Genomic DNA, 16,742 nt, shown 5'->3' on the forward strand with positions numbered 1-16,742 from the left:
TACACCCCTCTCATTTAATCGAGGTAATTTTAACATAGATCGAATGAAAAACCTAAAACAGTGCTCGGGTTCTATTAACAGCTCAGAAAGCCCTGCATTAAAGCAGGGCTTCTCGTTTAAACGATATATTTCTCAGCTTCAAAGACTCCCTTGGCTGCCTGGCGCTTTTTCTCAATCACGTTGACAGGCGTAAAGCGCGTCAATTTGCGCAGCGCGGACAGCATCATGCGCAGCGAATCGCCTGATTCCATCGCAATGAGCGATTCTTTGGCATGGCTTTCAATTTCCTGAAAGGCTTCCTGCGCAAAAATTTGCGTATAAAGAATTTTCTGTGCGTTTTTGTCTTCGCCGGTTGCCCGGATGGCTTTTTCAGTACGTAAAATAGCTGCTTCCATTGCGTAGATCTGGCTGACAATGTCGGCGATGTTGACGAGGATTTCCTGCTCCTGGTCGAGCGCTTTTCCGTATTTTTGCGCGGCGAGTCCCGCGATCATGAGCGCGGTCTTTTTGGCGTTTCTCAGCAGATACTTTTCCTGTTCGAGAACGCCGTCACCTGGTTCTTCAGGCATGAGCATCATCAGTTCTTCCTGAAGAGCCTTTGCTTTCTCAAACAGAGGAAGCTCGCCTTTCATCGCTTTTTTCATGTAGGTGCCCGGGACGATGAGCCGGTTGATTTCGTTTGTGCCTTCAAAAATCCGGTTAATCCGTGAATCGCGGTAAGCCCGCTCCACTTCGTATTCCTGCATGAATCCGTAACCGCCGTGGATTTGAACGCCTTCATCAACGATATAATCAAGCGTTTCAGATCCGAATACTTTGTTAAGGGAGCATTCGATTGCATATTCTGCGATCGATTTCGCAACCTGGCGCCCGTCTTTTTGCTCTTCTTCGCTCAAGGTGCCCATTTTGTCTTCAAACAGCCCGACCGTACGATAAACAGAGCTTTCCATCGCATAAAGTTTGACTGACATGTTGGCGATTTTTTCCCCAATTAAGCTGAACTTTGAAATCGGTGTCTTAAACTGCTGGCGCTGATTGGCGTATGAAGCGGACAGCTCGATGACCCGTTTCGAAGCGCCGATTGTCCCGACAGCGAGCTTATAGCGTCCGATATTTAAAATATTGAAGGCGATGACATGCCCTTTTCCCGGTTCACCTAATAGGTTTTCTTTTGGAACTTGAACCTGGTCTAAGATGAGCGTGCGGGTCGAAGAGCCTTTGATGCCCATTTTTTTCTCTTCAGGCCCTGTGGAGACGCCTGAGTAGTCTTTTTCCACAATGAAGGCCGAGAAATGTTCGCCGTCTATTTTCGCATAGACGATGAAAATATCAGCAAAGGCTGAGTTTGTAATCCATTGCTTTTCGCCGTTTAATATATAGTGGGTTCCCGCCTCATTCAAAACGGCCGTTGTTTTTGCCCCTAATGCATCAGACCCGGAGCCCGGCTCTGTTAAAGCATAGGCTGCAAACTTTTCCCCCGTTGCAAGGGACGGCAGATACTTTTTCTTTTGCTCCTCGGTTCCGAAAAATACGATCGGAAGCGTGCCGATCCCTACGTGCGCCCCGTACGATAACGAAAAGCTCCCCGCTCTTGAAAATTTTTCGGTGATTAACGCCGAGCTGATTTTATCAAGTCCGAGTCCGCCATACTCCTCAGGAACGTCAGCTCCGAGAAGCCCGAGTTCGCCGGCTTTTTTCAGAAGCCTGACAGAATGATCGAAATTGTGCTCTTCAATTTCGTCGATGTACGGTAGCACATCTCCGAGAATATAATCCTCAGTCGTTTTGGCGATCATTTTATGTTCATCTGTGAAATCTTCCGGTGTGAACATCTGATCAGCCGTTACCTCTTCGATCAGAAAGGCGCCGCCTTTTTTCATATGATCTTTTGTTTGTTCCATTGTTCCATCCCCCTTGTGATTAAACTAATTCGAATACCCCTGCTGCTCCCATGCCTCCGCCGATACACATCGTCACAATGCCGAATTGCTCGCTTCTCCGGCGCATTTCGTGGATCAATGTCAGCGTCAGCTTTGTACCCGTGCAGCCGAGCGGATGTCCGAGCGCAATCGCTCCGCCGTTGACATTGACTTTTTCTTCATCAATGCCAAGCGACCTGATGACCTGGATCGCTTGCGATGCAAACGCCTCATTTAATTCGAATAAACCGATATCCGACAGCTCAAGTCCCGCCATCTTCAGCGCCCTTGGGACTGCTTCCACAGGGCCGATGCCCATCACTTCCGGCGGAACGCCGCCGACTGCGAACGAACGAAATTTTGCGAGGGGCTTTAACCCGAGTGCGTCCGCTTTTTCTCTGTCCATGATCATCACTGCGGCAGCCCCGTCGCTCGTCTGCGAGGAATTCCCTGCCGTAACCGAGCCGTTTGCCGAAAACGCCGGTTTCAACGTTGACAGAACGTCTTTGGTTGTCCCCGGGCGTACACCTTCATCGGCAGAGAAAGTAAACGTCCGCTCCTTCAGGTTATGATGTTCATCCACTTCTCTGACGGTGACGTCCACCGGGACGATTTCATCTTCGAACTTTCCTTCCGCGATCGCCTTGGCTGCTTTTTGATGGCTGTTGACGGCAAATGCATCTTGGTCCTCCCTGGAAACGCCGTATTTGACGGCAACCTGTTCAGCCGTATGGCCCATTCCCATATAATATTCAGGAGCCGTTTCCGCCAGAGCCGCGTTCGGTCTGACGATATGACCCATCATCGGCACGATGCTCATCGATTCGGCGCCGCCTGCAATGATCGTGTCAGCAGCTCCAAGCATGATTTTTTCGGCCCCGTAAGCGATTGATTGAAGTCCTGATGAACAATATCTGTTGATCGTAACGGCCGGAACTGTGTGCGGCAGACCGGCAAGCGCGCCGATATTGCGCGCCATATTCAAGCCTTGTTCGGCTTCCGGCGTAGCGCAGCCGATGATCAAATCATCGATATTCCCTTCATAACCGCCCGCTCTTTTCAGCGTCTCTCTCACCGCATATGCGCCTAAATCATCGGGACGGACAGTCCTCAATGAGCCTTTTTTTGCTTTTCCGATCGGGGTTCTCGCCCCCGATACAATAACTGCCTCTTTCATTATTTTCCCTCCTAATTACGCAAAGGTTTGCCTTTCACAAGCATATGCTGCATTCTCGCCTGCGATTTCGGTTCGCTCACAAGGCTCAGAAACGCTTCTCTTTCCAAATTGAGCAAGTATTCTTCCGTTACTTCGGCGCCGAATGGAACTCGGCCGCCCGCGATGACAAACGCCAGTTTTTTCGCAATCTTCATGTCGTGTTCAGAGATGGCGCCGGAAAGTTTTAACGATTCAGCACCGAGCAGGAGCGCCGCATAGCCGGTTTCGCCCGTCACCGGAACTTTCTCTTTCACCGGCGGACGGTAGCCGCTTTCGGAAAGTGTCAGGACGAGTTTTTTGGCATCGTATAACAAGTGATCCTGATTGATGCTGATTTGATCCTCTGCGGTTAAGATGTTCAGTTCTTTCGCTTCTTGAGCCGAAGTCGACGTTTTTGCAAGGGCAATTGTCTCAAACGTCTTGATGGCGGCCTCCTGGATATCCGGTTTAACGCCTTCAGGCAGCCCTTTCAAGTAATTTAAATAAAGCTCTTTATTGCCTCCGCCGCCCGGAATCAGACCGACGCCTGTTTCAACGAGGCCCATGTATGATTCGCTTGAGGCTTGAACACGGGCAGCAGGCAGGCATAGCTCAGTCCCCCCGCCAAGCGTCATGCCGAACGGAGCAGCGACGACCGGCTTGGAACTGTATTTCACTTTCATCATCGTCTCTTGGAACTGACGGATGATCATGTCAATTTCCATATAGTTGTCGTCTTGAGCTTCCATCAGCATCATCGCGAGATTGGCTCCGACGCAGAAATTTTTGCCCTGGTTGCCGATCACAAGCCCTTTATAGTTGGCGTCTACTTCCTCGAGAGCAAATTTCAGCATTTGAATGATGTCCAGGCCGATTGCGTTGCTTTTCGAGTGAAATTCGAGCAGTGCGACATCATCGCCTAAATCGATCAAACTTGCCCCGCTGTTTTTCTTGATGACGCCTTTTGTTTCTTTGAGTGACGACAAATGGATCGTTTTCTTGTTTTCTTGAAGCGCCCTGTATTCGCCGCTTTCAAAACAGTAGTAGAACGTCTTTCCGTTTTCCTTAAGGTAGAAGGTTTCATGTCCTTTTGCGAGCATTTCCTTCACCCAGTCCGCGACCTTCCAGCCCTCTGCTTCAAGCTTTTGCACCGAGCTTTTCACACCGATGCTGTCCCACATTTCAAACGGCCCTTCCGACCAGCCGAATCCCCATTTCATCGCCTGATCAACCGCCGTTATGCTGTCGGCGATTTCCCCTGTCAGCTCCGCCGAATATACAAGCGTCGGAGCTGTAATCTTCCAAAGGAGGCTTCCCGCCCTGTCATCGGAATAAACAAGCGCTTTCAATCTCGCTCCTGCGCCTTTCATTTGCTTGGCCGCTTCCAGTCCCGATGTTTTTAATGTTTGACGCGCGCTGTAGGTCATCGTCATCGGATCGAGCTCAAGGATGTCTTTTCCTTCTTTTTTGTAAAAACCTTGTTTCGCTTTGCTCCCGATCCAGCCTTTTTCGAGCATTTGTTCAATAAATTCAGGGAGCCGGAAAACGTTTTTTTCTTCGCCCGTGACTTGGTTATAGACATTTTTGGCAACGTGTGAAAATGTATCAAGGCCGACGACATCGAGCGTTCTGAAGGTCGCGCTTTTCGGGCGTCCGATCAGCGGACCTGTAATCGAATCGACTTCGCCTATCGTGTAGCCGCCTTTCAGCATTTCCTGAACCGTCACAAGCAAGCCGTAGGTTCCGATGCGGTTGGCGATAAAGTTTGGCGTGTCTTTCGCTTCAACAACCCCTTTGCCAAGAACGTCTTCGCCGAATTTCTTCATAAAGGACAGCACTTCGGGCTCCGTTTCGTCAATCGGAATCACCTCAAGGAGCTTTAAATAGCGGGCCGGATTGAAGAAGTGCGTTCCTAAAAAGTGCTTTTTAAAATCAGCGGACCTTCCCTCAGCCATCTGCCTGACGGAGATGCCTGATGTGTTGCTGCTGACGATGCTTCCTTGTTTTCTGTATTGATCGACCTTTGAAAACACTTGCTTTTTGATCTCCAGGTTTTCGACAACAACTTCAATAATCCAGTCGGCATCTTTAATCTTTTCAAAATCGTCTTCCATGTTCCCTGTGCTGATACGGCTGATATTCTTCTTTGAAGTCAGCGGAGCCGGTTTTTGCTTTAGCAGCTTTTGTACGGCTGTCCGTGCCAGCCGATTGCGCACATCCGGGTCTTCAAGGGTGCGGCCTTTTTTCCTTTCCTCATCTGTTAATTCATGCGGCACCATATCGAGCAGTAATACAGGAATCCCGATATTGGCTAAGTGAGCCGCGATGCCGGAACCCATAACACCGGAACCGATAACGGCGGCTTTTCGAATATGCTTGACCATGAAAGATCCTCCCCCACCTTTGAATGAATACTCATTCATTTTTACTCCAAAAAAATAAACTCTCCTGTCTTCTTTCATCTTAAAAGATTTTGGAAGCGAGTTCAATAACTTGGTGCAAAATTTCTGAATTTTTTTCATCGGGTATGATCTTGCCGTGTTTACATGTTTCCCCGCTTTTGGGACAAACCAATAGAGAGGAGGTGAAGGCCTTGGTACGTGAAAGAAAAAATCCATCTTCTGCCGCAGTCAGCGCCGCAAGCATAAAAGGCAATGCAGGTCCGGATTATAAAAAGACGGATGCGGGCGGTAAACGGACAAGCCAAAACCAGCAATATAAAAAGCATAATATGGATGTTCCTGAAGATCACTAAGCCCCTTTAAGCATCCGGTATAAATTTCCGCTGTGTTAGGAAATCTAAAAATAAACGCTAAAAGGAGGCAGACGCATGCAGCAGCAAGGAATGACAACACCGCCGCCGGTCATTTCAACGAAGGACCATCTGTATTTGCAGGATATGCTGAACTGGAACCTGCTCGCGATGAAAAAAGCGCATTTTATGGCGGATCAATGCCAGGATCAGTCTCTTAAAACAGAACTCGACAGGGTCGGCCAAATGCACCATCACCATTACAATATGATATTGGAGCAGCTTCGTCAAAATCAAACGCAAAACCCGTCAGCATACATGCAATAGGAGGTCAATGATGAATCAGCAAAACCAACAGAAAATCGGCAATCAGGAAACCCCTGTCCCAAAGACGAGCGCGATGAACGACAGGGATTTTGTCAACGAACTGCTGACAACCGAAAAATATATGACGTCAGCATACTCGACGGCGCTTAATGAACTAAGCCATGAATCGCTTTACCAGGCCGTACAGCCGCTGTTTAACGAGGCGCAAAACGCTCAGCGCAGATTGTACCAGGTAATGTTTCAAAACGGATGGTACAAGGTGGAGGCAGAAGATGCCCAAAAAATCCAGCAGTCCTATCAGCAGTTCCATTCTACACTGCAAGACCAGTCGCCTTATCAGCAAAATCAATAAACAAAAAATAAGCAGAGGAATCTCTCTGCTTATTTTTTCTGATTAGCCGCCCGGTGCGCTTCATTACGTTCTTTAATCTGGCGGATTACTTCTTTTATCCCCTGCTTCGCATCCGGATAAGCTCCGTTCCAATGCTTGGCGAGGGGCGGCATGCTTTTGGCGATATGGCTGTAGATGATCCACATCTTCACCTGTTCTTTCAGTTCTTCGTCCGTTTCGCCCAAAAGCAGTTCCGTATATTTCTCGACCAGTCCGTCCAGCTGCTCCCTGAGTTTTTCCACTCACGACACCCTTTCTTTATGTTTATTTCTCGGGCATGTTCTGCATTTGACGCCGTTTTCGTCTGTTGCATAATACAGACAGCAAGTCGTGCGTGTCCGATCCTCCGCATGCTGTCCGGGATAAAACCTTTTGAGAGGGTTTTCGTCCTCACCTTCATCAAAAAGGCCTGGCTCTGCTTCGTAAAGAAGAAAACGGAAATCTCGCGCCGCCCGTGCCTTGAGCTTCGGATCTTCCTGAAGCATGTCGTACATCCAATACAGATAAACCGCAATATTTTCCCAAAGAATGTGCTTTGAAATCGAGAATGTCTGTCGACAGGCCTCGATCATGCCGCCCAAATGGCGCCTGAAGATATCTTCGGTCAATTTTTTCAGTTCTTCGGTGCGGTCCCCTTCGATAAGCTCAGCACCTTTGTGAAAATAAAACGACGGCGTCCATCCTTGATCATCCGCTTCTATCTCCCACGATACGGAAGCCGGGTCGGCTGGGAGCCGTTTTCCGCAAACCGTAAACAGATAGAAATGCAGCGCAGCAAGCATGCCGCCGCGCTTAACGAGCATTGAAGCCGCAACTTTTTGATTCGGAGCGTTCAGCCTGTCTTTTATAGCTTCTGCATAACGGCCTAAAAAATCCTCATCAAGGAGCATGTTTCCTTTAACAGAGAATAAGGAGCCGGTCTGCTTCGTTCCAAGGCGGAAACGAAGCAATGACTCAAGCTCCTCTTTTGTTAAATTAAGCATGGGACTGAACCACCTGCTGGACGATGCATCTTCCTTTTCCGTACGGAATGCAGTGCGGCGTGCCGAAAAGCGGATCTTTCGTCACTTCGCAGTCCATTTCAAAAACGTCCTGTACAAGCTTGCAGTTGATAATGGATTCAGGCCGGCCTTCGGCATATATCTTTTTATCTTTAATCGCGACGAGGTGATGGGCGTAGCGGCAGGCGAGGTTCAAATCGTGCAGCACCATCACGATCGTGCGCTTTTCGTGTTCATTTAATTCAAACAATAGGTCCAGAATTTCGATTTGATGCGTCATATCCAAGTATGTCGTCGGTTCATCCAGTAAAATGATATCCGTTTCCTGGGCGAGCGTCATCGCGATCCAAGCGCGCTGCCGCTGGCCTCCTGACAAGGAATCGACTGTACGCTCAGCCAGTTCTTCCATTCTTGTCGCTTTCAAAGCCCTTTGCACGGCCTCTTCATCTTCTGCTGACCATTGCTTCAGCCAGTTTTGGTAAGGATACCGCCCCTGCTTAACGAGCTGGAGAACGGTCAAGCCTTCCGGAGCCGAAGGGCCTTGAGGAAGAATGGCCAGCTCCTTTGCCACTTCTTTCGTCGGAAGCTTGGCGATGGAGCTGCCTTCGAGGAGCACCGAACCGCCCTTTGGCTTCATCAAACGTGCGAGAGACCGAAGGAGAGTCGACTTACCGCAGCCGTTGCTGCCGATAAATACGGTGATTTCACCTTTTGGGATCGTTAAGTTTAACTCATCAATAATGATTGTTTCTCCATAACCTAAGCTTAACGTTTCTGTTGAAATGGCACTCATAAATGAAATCTCTCCTTTTATTGGTTTCTGCTTTTATACAGCAAGTAGATAAAGTAAGGGGCGCCGATCGCGGCGGTAAACACACCGGCAGGCACTTCAACGGGAGAAAAAAGCGTGCGGCCGATGATGTCGGCAATCAGCACGAGCAATCCTCCGATCAGCGCGGCAACCGGCAAGAGGGCGCCGAATGACGATCCGACAAGCCTTCTTGCGATATGCGGGGCCATCAAACCGACAAAACCGACAGTTCCGGCAAAAGCAACGGCGATTCCGGCAAAAGCAGTGCTCAGAAGCAGGAGCAAAAAGCGGTTTCGCTGAACCGAGCTGCCCGCTCCTGTCGCCAGTTCTTCGCCGAGCGTCTGGATATTGACGTTTCTGGCGGCGGCTGCCGATATCAGCAAAAGGACAAGCGCAGCCGGCAATAAAACGTTCACATCCTGCCAGTTGGAGCCATATACTGATCCGGTAATCCAGACGTTCGCCTGGGACATTCTGTATATCGGTCCTTTTATCATAAACAATGTCGTCAGCGACTGGGCAAGCATCGAAAATCCGATTCCGATCAAAACGAGCCTGAAAGTTGAAGAGCCGTTTTTATATGAAAGAAAATAAACGAGCATTCCGGCGAGAGCCGCGCCGATAAAAGCGGCGACCGGGAGCCAGCTGATGCTGACCGTAAGCGCATTATTTTTATTGGAAAACAGCATTAAAAACAAGACAACGGCGACTGAAGCCCCGCCGGTCACACCGATAATATCCGGCGAAGCGAGCGGATTGCGGATCAGACCCTGGAGGATCGATCCGGCTGCCGCCAGACAGATTCCGGCAAACAGAGCAACCAAAATCCGCGGCATCCTGAAGGACATGATGATCAGGTCATCGCCCGGATCCCCCATGCCCAAAAACGTTTTCGCGACGGCGCCCGGAGAAATAAAACGTTCGCCGATGCCGGCGCTGAGGATGACTGCACAAGCCGTCAACACCAATAGGATCACGAATGAAAACAGCGCTTTTCTGCCGATCAACAATGAAATGCCGCCTTTTCCGATTCTCAGCGTGCGGTAATTTTTCATTTTTGGAACCCCCTTCTCGCGATATAGACAAAAATGGGTGTCCCAATGATGGCTGTCATGACGCCGACAGGTACTTCTTCAGGCATGATCAGGTACCTTGCGCCAATGTCTGCGGTAACGAGCAGGATGGCTCCAAGCACGGCGCAGTACGGAAGAACCCAGCGATGGTCGTGCCCGACGATAAATTTAGCAAAATGCGGGATGACAATGCCGATAAAGCCGATCGGCCCGGCCACGGCGACAGATCCCCCGGCTAGCAGGACAATCGAAACCGCCATCAGCGCTTTAATCAGCCACGTTTTTTGGCCGAGGCTTTTTGCCACTTCCTCCCCCATTGTTAAGACATTGATTTTGGATCCTAGCAAAAAGCTGATGATGAATGCCGGCACGATATATGGAAGAACGGAGACCAAGAGGCTGAGGTCGCGCCCCTGGACAGAGCCCGCAAGCCAAAACAGCGCCTGCTCAAGGGCTGCTTCATTAACGGAAAGCATCCCTTGCGTCAATGATGAGAACAGCGCTGACATCGCCGCCCCTGCAAGCGTCAGCTTGACCGGCGTCAGCCCTTCCCTTCCGAGAGAGCCGACAAAATAGACGACAAGCGCGGCAAACGCTGCACCGAAAAAAGAGATCCATGCAATCGTCTGAAGCGAACCGACGTGAAAGAAAAACAGCGCTCCAACAACAAAGAAACCGGCACCCGCGTTCACGCCGAAAATTCCCGGGGAAGCAAGCGGGTTTTTTGTCATCGCCTGCATTAAAGCGCCGGCAACCCCGAGGGAAGCACCGACAGTTGCAGCAATCAGCGCGCGCGGCAAACGCACGTTTTTGATGACAAGATGTTCATTAGAGCCGCTGAAGCCGGTAAAAGCCTTGTAGGCCATCGACCATGACGTATTCGTATAACCGTATACGATACTGGCGCAAACGGCGGCAGCCAGCACCAAAATAAAAGACAGTAGTGCGATCGTTCTATATTTATTCGTTCTTAAGAGCATAAATTAAAATTCTCCTAGTTTGACTGAAACATCTACTGGTAATTGTATCAGATAACATTGATCTTGAAAATCATTTTCAATTAACAATTGACAAAATTCTGATCAAAAATTATGATCAGGATGAATGACTTACATACCTAAGGAGGACACACATGAAGAGATGGTCAATTGTTGGATTTATCGCTTTGTTAGCGATTTCAATTCTTGCAGCCTGCGGCGGAGGCAAGGATGACTCTGCAAAGGGCGGAGAAAATAAAGATACGATCACCGTTAAACACGCAATGGGTACGGAAGACCAAGTGCCTGCAGACCCAAAAAGAGTCGTCGTCCTGACAAATGAAGGAACCGAAGCGCTTTTGGAACTCGGAATCAAACCTGTGGGTGCAGTCAAATCCTGGACAGGCGATCCTTGGTATAAGCATATTCAAGCCGATATGAAAGGCGTTAAGCAAATCGGACTCGAAGGCGAACCGAATATCGAAGCGATTGCCGAGCTGAAGCCTGATTTAATCATCGGGAATAAAATGAGACATGAAAAAATCTACGACAAGCTTGAAAAAATTGCTCCGACTGTCTTCTCTGAAACGCTGCGCGGCGAATGGAAAGACAACTTCTCCCTCTACGCGAAAGCGGTAAACAAAGAGGAAAAGGGCAAAGAAGTTTTAGAAGATTTCGATAAAAAAGTCAGCGAATTAAGCGACAAGCTCGGCGACCAGAAAAAGAAACGGGTGTCGGTAATCAGATTTATGGCCGGCCAATCAAGGATTTACTATAAAGATTCTTTCCCGGGAATTATCCTGGATCAGCTCGGATTCAAGTATCCGGAAAAACAGGAAAAACTGTTTGAGAAACAAGACGACAAATTTGTTTTTATGACGGAAAATAAAGAATCGATCCCTGATATGGACGGAGATGTCCTGTTCTATTTCACATATAAACCTGCCGAAAGCAAAAAAGAAGCTGAAACATGGCAAAACGATTGGACAAGCGATCCGCTGTGGAAAAAATTGAACGCTGTAAAAACCGGAAACGCCCATGAAGTCGACGATGCGATCTGGACGACGGCCGGCGGCGTAAAAGCAGCGTATCTGTTCCTTGATGACATCGAAAAATACTTTTTAAAATCTTAAGCAAAAAAGAGCATTTCCAGTTTGGAAATGCTCTTTTGTTTATTTTCCGTTATAGATTCTGGACGTGCCATCAGGCCATTTCACCCGCAGCTGAAACCGGTCATATTGTTCGTCAAGATTGAAGGCCTCGAGCACATTGCTGATCACGTCCTGCTCTGGATCGGATTTGGCGATCGAAAGCTCGCTTAAAACCATTTTCATTTCGTTTAAAGCTTCCTCCCCTTCGCGGTCCGCTCCGTTCAGATAGTCTTTAATCGATGCTTCTTCCCGCTCCTGTTTGTCGTATACGGCTTCAAACGTATTGTGCTTTCCATGGCCATAGTTCACTTCCAATGCAAATGCAGCGTAAGGCACGCTTTTCACATCTGAAACAGGGGCGTTATCGGGAACGGCCTCCTTGCCTTCCGCATGTTCTTCCGCTATGGAGCCGCAGCCGGTCATCAGGATCAGGACGAGAGCGATAACGGCCATCCGAAATTGATTCATCCCGTTCATCTCCTCTATGCACATTATCCTTAGCTATGTCCACTTTGCGGAAACTCATTCAATCTAAGCGGAAGCATTTATGTCATCGCTAAAAATGCTTCTGCATCTCGGACAGCCGGCTGAATGGCCGCTTCCCAGAAATCCCGCTTCGTCAGATCGGCGCCGAGATGCTTCATGGCCAGTTCTTCAACAGACATGGAGGCTGTATCTTTTAAGAGAGCAATATATTTTTCTTCAAATGCCGCACCCTCTTTCAGCGCTTGCGCGTAAATGCCAAGCGAAAACAAGTAGCCGAACGTATAAGGAAAATTGTAAAACGGAACAGACGTAATATAAAAATGAAGCTTTGATGCCCAAAAATACGGATGATACTCGCCAAGCGCACCGCAAAACGCTTCTTTCTGAGCTTCTTCCATCAGTTCGTTCAGCCTTCCGGCGGATACGACGCCGTTTTTTCGTTCATCGTAGAAGCGGGTTTCAAATAGGAACCTTGCGTGAATGTTCATAAAAAAGGCGACGCTCCGCTGAACCTTATCTTCCAGAAGGACGATTTTTTCTTCGTCTGAACCGGCTTGTTTTAACGCCGCATCGGCCACGATCATTTCTGCAAAGGTGGACGCCGTTTCCGCCACATTCATCGCATACGCCCTGTTCAGCGGCCTGACGTCCAGCATGGATTCCTGATGAAAGGCATGGCCAAGCTCATGCGCCAAGGTGGAAACGTTTGACTGGCTTCCTGCAAATGTCATAAATATTCTTGATTCCCCGCTGTCAGGAAAATTGGCGCAAAAGCCGCCCGGACGTTTTCCTCCCCTGTCTTCAGCTTCAACCCATCTGTCTCTGAGCGCCTTTTCAGCAAAGGAGGAGAGCTTTTTTCCAAACGTTTTAAACTGCCCGGTAATAAAAGCGGCTGCCTCTTGATACGAATATTCCTTTGCTGCTGAACCGATCGGCGCTTCGACGTCATACCAGCTCAGTTTATCCAGTCCGAGCAAAGACGCCTTCCGGGAAAGATAGTCTGCAAACGGCTTTTTATGATCAATAATGACCTGCCACATGACATCAAGGGTTTCCTGCTTCATGCGGTTGATGTCCAGCGGTTCTTTCAATACATTGTCCCAGCCTCTCGCCTCATAGACGTTCAGTCTGAAACCGGCGAGGTGATTCAGCGTGCTGCTGAGCAAATCAGCGTGCTGTTCCCAGCCGTGGTCCAAATTTTCCGATACGGAGCGGCGGATCTTTCTGTCAGGTTTAGATGTCAGGTTCTGCGCCTGTCCGACAGACAGAATTTTCGTCTCGCCATCTTCTTCATACGGAATTTGAATTTGGTCGACGATGCTGTCGTACATATCGCCCCAGGCATGATATCCGTCAACAGACAAGCCTTGAATCAATGTTTCCTGTTCGGAACTAAGCTTTTCCGTTACCCGCTCTCTTCTCTCATTCAAAATATAAGCGATATCGGAAATGCTTTCATCTTGAAGGATCGCTTCCCATTCTACATTTGGGACAACGGCAAATTTGCTGTCAAGCACGACCAGCGCCTTCTGCGCATCGGCAGCGAGCCGGGTGACCTCAAAATTAAGGGCATTCGCCTTTAAATCCGCGGTGTCCTGGGCTTGGAGACATCCGACAAAAGCGTCTGCTTCGCGGATTTTAACATCAATTGTTTCAAAAAGCGCCAGCGTTTCTTTCAATTCATCAAGGCCGCTTTTTGAGACGGTAAGAGCCTCGGCCGAACGTTTAAAAGTTGAAAGCAGTGTTTTAATCTCATTTAAATATTGGCGGAATTCGGCGGAGCCGCTCCCGCCTTTAAAGAAAACCTCGAGATCCCACGTATCCTTAAGTTGATGAAATGTCATTGTTCCCGTCCCCTTTCATTGGCTTGTTTCCATTATAAGATAAATTTGCCTTTTCAGGGCAAATAAAAAAACGGCCGGCTTGTGAGCCGGCTCGCCTCTTCCCTTATCATATTACAGCTGCCTCATCCGCTTGACCGCATAGCTGGCCGTCAATAAACCGATTAGGCCGAACACAAATAAAAACAATCCGCCTTTACTTTGCGGTTGACCCTGAATAGCATCTGTACCGTTTGTCATTTCCGCGCTGAATGGTTCTGCGATTTGCAGGGCTTGAAGCAGCCTGCCATCCTCCCCTTTAATGTTAAGGATTCCGTCCGTGTCTACATTTTCACTCAGAACTTCGCCTTTCTTTTTCGTAACGTATAAAGGGTCCTTCAGTTCATGGCTCGTCCCGTTCTGGTCCGTAAACGCTTCTCCCTTTTTGAGTTCTTGTGTTTCGAAATTGTGAAATCCCTCATCCAGAAGAGCTTTTGTATCGCTGTACATCATTTTCTTGCTATCTGCCTTCATGACGACCGCAATTAAATCAAGGCTGCCCCGCGTTGCCGTCGTGACAAGGGTATGCTTTGATTCATCCACAAATCCTGTTTTGCCGCCGGTTATACCTTTGTAAGGAATCTCACCCGTCAGCATTCGATGATGGTTTTTAAGCGTCGTGTCCCATGTCTGTCCGTGCCAATCCGTTTGCTTTTCCGAAAAAAGCGCTCGGAACGTTTTGTTTTTCATTGCGTACTCAGTAATTCTCGCCATGTCGGCAGACGTCGTATAATGATTTTTGTCAAACAGCCCGTGAGGATTCATAAAATGAGTGTCATGCACTCCGGCATGTTCGGCAATAAACGCGTTCAAATCATCCGCAAACTGTTTCACGCTTCCGCTGAGATGTTCGGCGATCGCCGTACCGGCGTCATTTCCCGAATTCATCAGCAGCCCTTGGAGCAGCCGTTTTAATGGAACCGACTCCCCCTCTTCCAGATATACGCTTGATCCTTCCGTTTGAGCGGCATTTTTGCTGACTTTCACACGATCTTCCAAATTTCCGTTTTCTATTGCATAAATCGCCGTGGCAATTTTGGTTATGCTGGCTGGATACATTTTTTTGCGGCTGTTTTTTTCATAGAGGACCTGGCCCGATTTCCCATCGATCAATATAGCGGAAACGCTTTTGATTTCCGGTTTGTTTTTTTCTCCTGCTTGAGCCGAGCTATGAAAAAACAGCGTCAGACATAGTACAATAATGAACAGGAGGGATCGTTTAACATTCATCGTGTCACCCTGCCTTCTTTCTCTTTTGCAATTTTTATAAAAATAGGTCTTTTAGCACTTTTTAAATTTTACCAATGATGAACTGTCGCTGACAAGCCTTTTCTTGTCAACAAGCCAAAATTTTGAATGGAGGAAACTCATTGAACAATAAAATCGCAATTGTAACGGGCGCGACGAGCGGATTTGGTTTATTGACCGCTTTAAAACTCGCAAGCACTCATTTCGTAATCGCAACGGCGCGCCATCCAGAAAAAGCGGAAGCTCTGCGGAACCGTATAGCGGAGCTGTCGATCGAGTCATCGATTGCCGTCGCTGAACTTGATGTCACAAACGAACAATCGATTTCCTCATTTTCCGAAGAGCTGAAGCAGTACGGACAGATAGACGTTCTCATCAATAATGCAGGAACGGCATACGGCGGATTCGCTGAAGAGCTTTCTCTTGGCGACTACAGAAAACAGTATGACACCAATGTTTTCGGCCTGGTGGCAGTCACAAAAGCGGTCCTTCCTTATATGAAGAAACACAGCGGCGCCAAAATCATCAATCTGAGCAGCATCAGCGGGCGGATCGCTTTCCCCGCTTTCTCGGCATATGCTTCATCAAAGCATGCAGTTGAAGGCTTTTCAGAAAGCCTCCGCCTCGAACTCCGTCCATTCGGCATCAATGTGGCCGTCGTCCAGCCGGGATCGTACCAGACGGCGATTTGGGAGACATCGTTTGCCGCCCAAGTCACTGCACCTGATGCCGAATCACAGTACAAAACATATTTCGAGCGGATCTCCGCCTACATTGCAGCGAGCCGCAAACATTACGGAAACCCGGATGATGTGGCTGAATTGATCTGCCGACTCGCTGCAAAAAAGCGGCTGAACAGGCTGCGCTATCCGATCGGCAGGGGCGTCCGTCTCTCGATCCTTCTCCACCAAATCCTGCCATGGCGGATTTGGGAACGTGCGGTCATAAAAAAATTGCTTAAATGAGGTAATTTAAAATAATTATAATTTAGTATTGATTTTAATTTTGTATTTGTTATAATATAATTAACAAATGAAAAACACGAGGAGGAAATATCATATGATCTCTCAACAATTAAAACAGCAAAATCCTGTACTTGAAAACTCAATGAATACGAATTTGTCAAACTGGTTCATCCTTTACACGAAGCTTCACCGTTTTCACTGGTACGTAAAAGGGCCGCAGTTCTTTACCCTACATGAAAAATTTGAAGAGCTATACAACCATGCGTCAGAAACAGCAGATGTGATCGCGGAACGCTTGCTGGCCATCGGCGGACAGCCGCTCGCCACAATGAAAGAATACATTGACCACGGCACAATTGAGGAAAACGGAGCCGAAAAAACGGCCGAAGAAATGGTTTCCGCACTGGTAAGCGATTACCGTCAAATCCGCGATGAAATTCAGCATACCATCGAACTTGCGGAAGATAAATCAGATCATTCTACCGCTGACCTTTATATCGCCCTGACAGAGGAAATTGATAAGCAGATTTGGATGCTTTCTTCATTTTTGGACAAGTAATATGAAA

General features: G+C 48.3%; 17 protein-coding genes. 6 read left to right on the forward strand and 11 right to left on the reverse strand.

Annotated features, from left to right (window positions below; all coding sequences use genetic code 11):
- Nucleotides 1-116: 116 nt before the first annotated feature.
- The 3 genes from TRNA_RS38570 to TRNA_RS38580 are packed head-to-tail and all read right to left on the reverse strand — an operon-like array spanning nucleotide 117 to nucleotide 5,498.
- On the reverse strand, nucleotides 117-1,901 hold the full coding sequence (locus TRNA_RS38570) for an acyl-CoA dehydrogenase family protein (RefSeq protein WP_003185070.1): 1,785 nt from the start codon (nucleotides 1,899-1,901) through the stop codon (nucleotides 117-119).
- A 19-nt stretch (nucleotides 1,902-1,920) separates the two neighbouring features.
- Nucleotides 1,921-3,096, reverse strand: coding sequence for an acetyl-CoA C-acetyltransferase (locus TRNA_RS38575; RefSeq protein WP_003185071.1), 1,176 nt, complete (start codon nucleotides 3,094-3,096; stop codon nucleotides 1,921-1,923).
- 11 nt (nucleotides 3,097-3,107) lie between these two features.
- A complete protein-coding gene (locus TRNA_RS38580; protein ID WP_011198274.1) occupies nucleotides 3,108-5,498 on the reverse strand; it encodes a 3-hydroxyacyl-CoA dehydrogenase/enoyl-CoA hydratase family protein in 2,391 nt (796 codons plus the stop codon).
- Between the two features lie 209 nt (nucleotides 5,499-5,707).
- Here TRNA_RS38580 and TRNA_RS43435 point away from each other — a divergent pair, with 209 nt between their 5' ends.
- The 3 genes from TRNA_RS43435 (at nucleotide 5,708) to TRNA_RS38590 (ending at nucleotide 6,545) form a co-directional block, all read left to right on the forward strand.
- A complete protein-coding gene (locus tag TRNA_RS43435; protein WP_003185074.1) occupies nucleotides 5,708-5,869 on the forward strand; it encodes a YuzL family protein in 162 nt (53 codons plus the stop codon).
- 75 nt (nucleotides 5,870-5,944) lie between these two features.
- Nucleotides 5,945-6,193, forward strand: a complete 249-nt coding sequence (locus tag TRNA_RS38585; protein ID WP_003185076.1) for a hypothetical protein — start codon at nucleotides 5,945-5,947, stop codon at nucleotides 6,191-6,193.
- A 10-nt stretch (nucleotides 6,194-6,203) separates the two neighbouring features.
- Nucleotides 6,204-6,545, forward strand: coding sequence for a spore coat protein (locus tag TRNA_RS38590; RefSeq protein WP_003185077.1), 342 nt, complete (start codon nucleotides 6,204-6,206; stop codon nucleotides 6,543-6,545).
- 29 nt (nucleotides 6,546-6,574) lie between these two features.
- On the opposite strand, the gene TRNA_RS38595 is transcribed toward TRNA_RS38590, so the two are convergent.
- From TRNA_RS38595 to TRNA_RS38615, 5 genes are read right to left on the reverse strand one after another with little or no spacing between them, the layout of a single operon-like run.
- A complete protein-coding gene (locus tag TRNA_RS38595; RefSeq protein ID WP_003185080.1) occupies nucleotides 6,575-6,826 on the reverse strand; it encodes a YusU family protein in 252 nt (83 codons plus the stop codon).
- Entirely contained in the window at nucleotides 6,827-7,567 is a 741-nt protein-coding gene (locus TRNA_RS38600) for an IucA/IucC family C-terminal-domain containing protein (RefSeq protein WP_003185082.1), read from the reverse strand.
- Nucleotides 7,560-8,378 (reverse strand): ABC transporter ATP-binding protein, encoded by an 819-nt coding sequence (locus TRNA_RS38605; protein ID WP_009329553.1) that lies wholly within the window; start codon nucleotides 8,376-8,378, stop codon nucleotides 7,560-7,562. Before TRNA_RS38605 ends, TRNA_RS38600 begins: the two co-directional genes overlap by 8 nt.
- A gap of 17 nt (nucleotides 8,379-8,395) precedes the next feature.
- Nucleotides 8,396-9,451, reverse strand: a complete 1,056-nt coding sequence (locus TRNA_RS38610) for a FecCD family ABC transporter permease (RefSeq protein ID WP_011198275.1) — start codon at nucleotides 9,449-9,451, stop codon at nucleotides 8,396-8,398.
- Nucleotides 9,448-10,449, reverse strand: a complete 1,002-nt coding sequence (locus TRNA_RS38615) for a FecCD family ABC transporter permease (protein WP_009329555.1) — start codon at nucleotides 10,447-10,449, stop codon at nucleotides 9,448-9,450. Before TRNA_RS38615 ends, TRNA_RS38610 begins: the two co-directional genes overlap by 4 nt.
- Nucleotides 10,450-10,601: 152 nt before the next feature.
- Here TRNA_RS38615 and TRNA_RS38620 point away from each other — a divergent pair, with 152 nt between their 5' ends.
- Entirely contained in the window at nucleotides 10,602-11,579 is a 978-nt protein-coding gene (locus tag TRNA_RS38620; protein ID WP_009329556.1) for an ABC transporter substrate-binding protein, read from the forward strand.
- A gap of 39 nt (nucleotides 11,580-11,618) precedes the next feature.
- Here the strand turns inward: TRNA_RS38620 and TRNA_RS38625 are convergent, their stop codons facing one another.
- The 3 genes from TRNA_RS38625 to TRNA_RS38635 all read right to left on the reverse strand — a co-directional run bounded on the left by TRNA_RS38625 (nucleotide 11,619) and on the right by TRNA_RS38635 (nucleotide 15,193).
- Nucleotides 11,619-12,065: a YusW family protein gene (locus TRNA_RS38625; protein ID WP_011198276.1), complete on the reverse strand. Its 447-nt coding sequence runs from the start codon at nucleotides 12,063-12,065 to the stop codon at nucleotides 11,619-11,621.
- 77 nt (nucleotides 12,066-12,142) lie between these two features.
- Entirely contained in the window at nucleotides 12,143-13,927 is a 1,785-nt protein-coding gene (locus tag TRNA_RS38630; RefSeq protein WP_003185092.1) for a M3 family oligoendopeptidase, read from the reverse strand.
- A gap of 111 nt (nucleotides 13,928-14,038) precedes the next feature.
- A complete protein-coding gene (locus tag TRNA_RS38635; RefSeq protein ID WP_003185094.1) occupies nucleotides 14,039-15,193 on the reverse strand; it encodes a D-alanyl-D-alanine carboxypeptidase family protein in 1,155 nt (384 codons plus the stop codon).
- A gap of 140 nt (nucleotides 15,194-15,333) precedes the next feature.
- Here TRNA_RS38635 and TRNA_RS38640 point away from each other — a divergent pair, with 140 nt between their 5' ends.
- A complete protein-coding gene (locus TRNA_RS38640; protein WP_003185098.1) occupies nucleotides 15,334-16,176 on the forward strand; it encodes an oxidoreductase in 843 nt (280 codons plus the stop codon).
- Between the two features lie 94 nt (nucleotides 16,177-16,270).
- Nucleotides 16,271-16,735: a Dps family protein gene (locus TRNA_RS38645; protein ID WP_003185100.1), complete on the forward strand. Its 465-nt coding sequence runs from the start codon at nucleotides 16,271-16,273 to the stop codon at nucleotides 16,733-16,735.
- The last annotated feature ends 7 nt before the right edge of the window (nucleotides 16,736-16,742 follow it).

The organism is Bacillus licheniformis DSM 13 = ATCC 14580, assembly GCF_000011645.1.
Classification (GTDB): domain Bacteria; phylum Bacillota; class Bacilli; order Bacillales; family Bacillaceae; genus Bacillus; species Bacillus licheniformis.

Excerpts from the sequence above, each read along its gene's own strand:
- TRNA_RS38605 (WP_009329553.1), bottom strand. The coding sequence starts at position 8,378 with ATGAGTGCCATTTCAACAGAAACGTTAAGCTTAGGTTATGGAGAAACA.
- TRNA_RS38615 (WP_009329555.1), bottom strand. The coding sequence starts at position 10,449 with ATGCTCTTAAGAACGAATAAATATAGAACGATCGCACTACTGTCTTTT.
- TRNA_RS38600 (WP_003185082.1), bottom strand. The coding sequence starts at position 7,567 with ATGCTTAATTTAACAAAAGAGGAGCTTGAGTCATTGCTTCGTTTCCGC.
- TRNA_RS38625 (WP_011198276.1), bottom strand. The coding sequence starts at position 12,065 with ATGAATCAATTTCGGATGGCCGTTATCGCTCTCGTCCTGATCCTGATG.
- TRNA_RS38590 (WP_003185077.1), top strand. The coding sequence starts at position 6,204 with ATGAATCAGCAAAACCAACAGAAAATCGGCAATCAGGAAACCCCTGTC.
- TRNA_RS38610 (WP_011198275.1), bottom strand. The coding sequence starts at position 9,451 with ATGAAAAATTACCGCACGCTGAGAATCGGAAAAGGCGGCATTTCATTG.
- TRNA_RS38645 (WP_003185100.1), top strand. The coding sequence starts at position 16,271 with ATGATCTCTCAACAATTAAAACAGCAAAATCCTGTACTTGAAAACTCA.
- TRNA_RS38585 (WP_003185076.1), top strand. The coding sequence starts at position 5,945 with ATGCAGCAGCAAGGAATGACAACACCGCCGCCGGTCATTTCAACGAAG.
- TRNA_RS38635 (WP_003185094.1), bottom strand. The coding sequence starts at position 15,193 with ATGAATGTTAAACGATCCCTCCTGTTCATTATTGTACTATGTCTGACG.
- TRNA_RS38630 (WP_003185092.1), bottom strand. The coding sequence starts at position 13,927 with ATGACATTTCATCAACTTAAGGATACGTGGGATCTCGAGGTTTTCTTT.
- TRNA_RS38580 (WP_011198274.1), bottom strand. The coding sequence starts at position 5,498 with ATGGTCAAGCATATTCGAAAAGCCGCCGTTATCGGTTCCGGTGTTATG.
- TRNA_RS38575 (WP_003185071.1), bottom strand. The coding sequence starts at position 3,096 with ATGAAAGAGGCAGTTATTGTATCGGGGGCGAGAACCCCGATCGGAAAA.
- TRNA_RS38620 (WP_009329556.1), top strand. The coding sequence starts at position 10,602 with ATGAAGAGATGGTCAATTGTTGGATTTATCGCTTTGTTAGCGATTTCA.
- TRNA_RS38570 (WP_003185070.1), bottom strand. The coding sequence starts at position 1,901 with ATGGAACAAACAAAAGATCATATGAAAAAAGGCGGCGCCTTTCTGATC.